1 protein-coding gene is annotated in these 509 nt (G+C 67.4%); it reads right to left on the bottom strand.

Annotated elements, in window-relative coordinates:
• Positions 1-509 (bottom strand): AMP-binding protein (locus AC5Y5W_RS24975; RefSeq protein ID WP_500022663.1); only part of this gene is annotated, 509 nt, incomplete at both ends.

Here is a 509-nt window from a genome sequence, read left to right as displayed (position 1 = left end):
TCGATGCGATACCCGCGGATCTTGACCTGATCATCGGCGCGGCCCAAATACTGCAACTGCCCATCAGCGCGCCAACTCACCAAATCCCCGGTGCGATACATCCGCTGCCCGGCCACCTCGGCCCCGCCGAATGGGCAGGCCACAAACCGCGATGCGGTCAACGCCGACCGCCTTAGATACCCACACGCCACACCACTGCCGGCCACGTAGAGCTCCCCCACCACACCAGGCGGTACCGGGCGCAACCACTCATCAAGCACAAACACCGCCGCCGTCGACACCGGCGCACCAATGGGCGCCGCGCCCGAACCCGCCACCAATGGCGCGCTCATCGACGCATACACCGTGATCTCGGTCGGGCCGTAGGCGTTGATCACCACCCGCCCCGGCGCCCACCGATCCACCACCTCCGCCGGACACGCCTCCCCGCCCAACAACACCGCCACCGACTCCAACCCCTGCGGCGAGAGCGCATTGACCGCCGACGGCGTCTGGGTCAACACATTGAC

This window comes from Mycobacterium sp. NGS51 (assembly GCF_059812525.1).
Note: the sequence above shows the minus strand (reverse complement) of the source record. Positions and strands in the feature narration are given on the sequence as shown.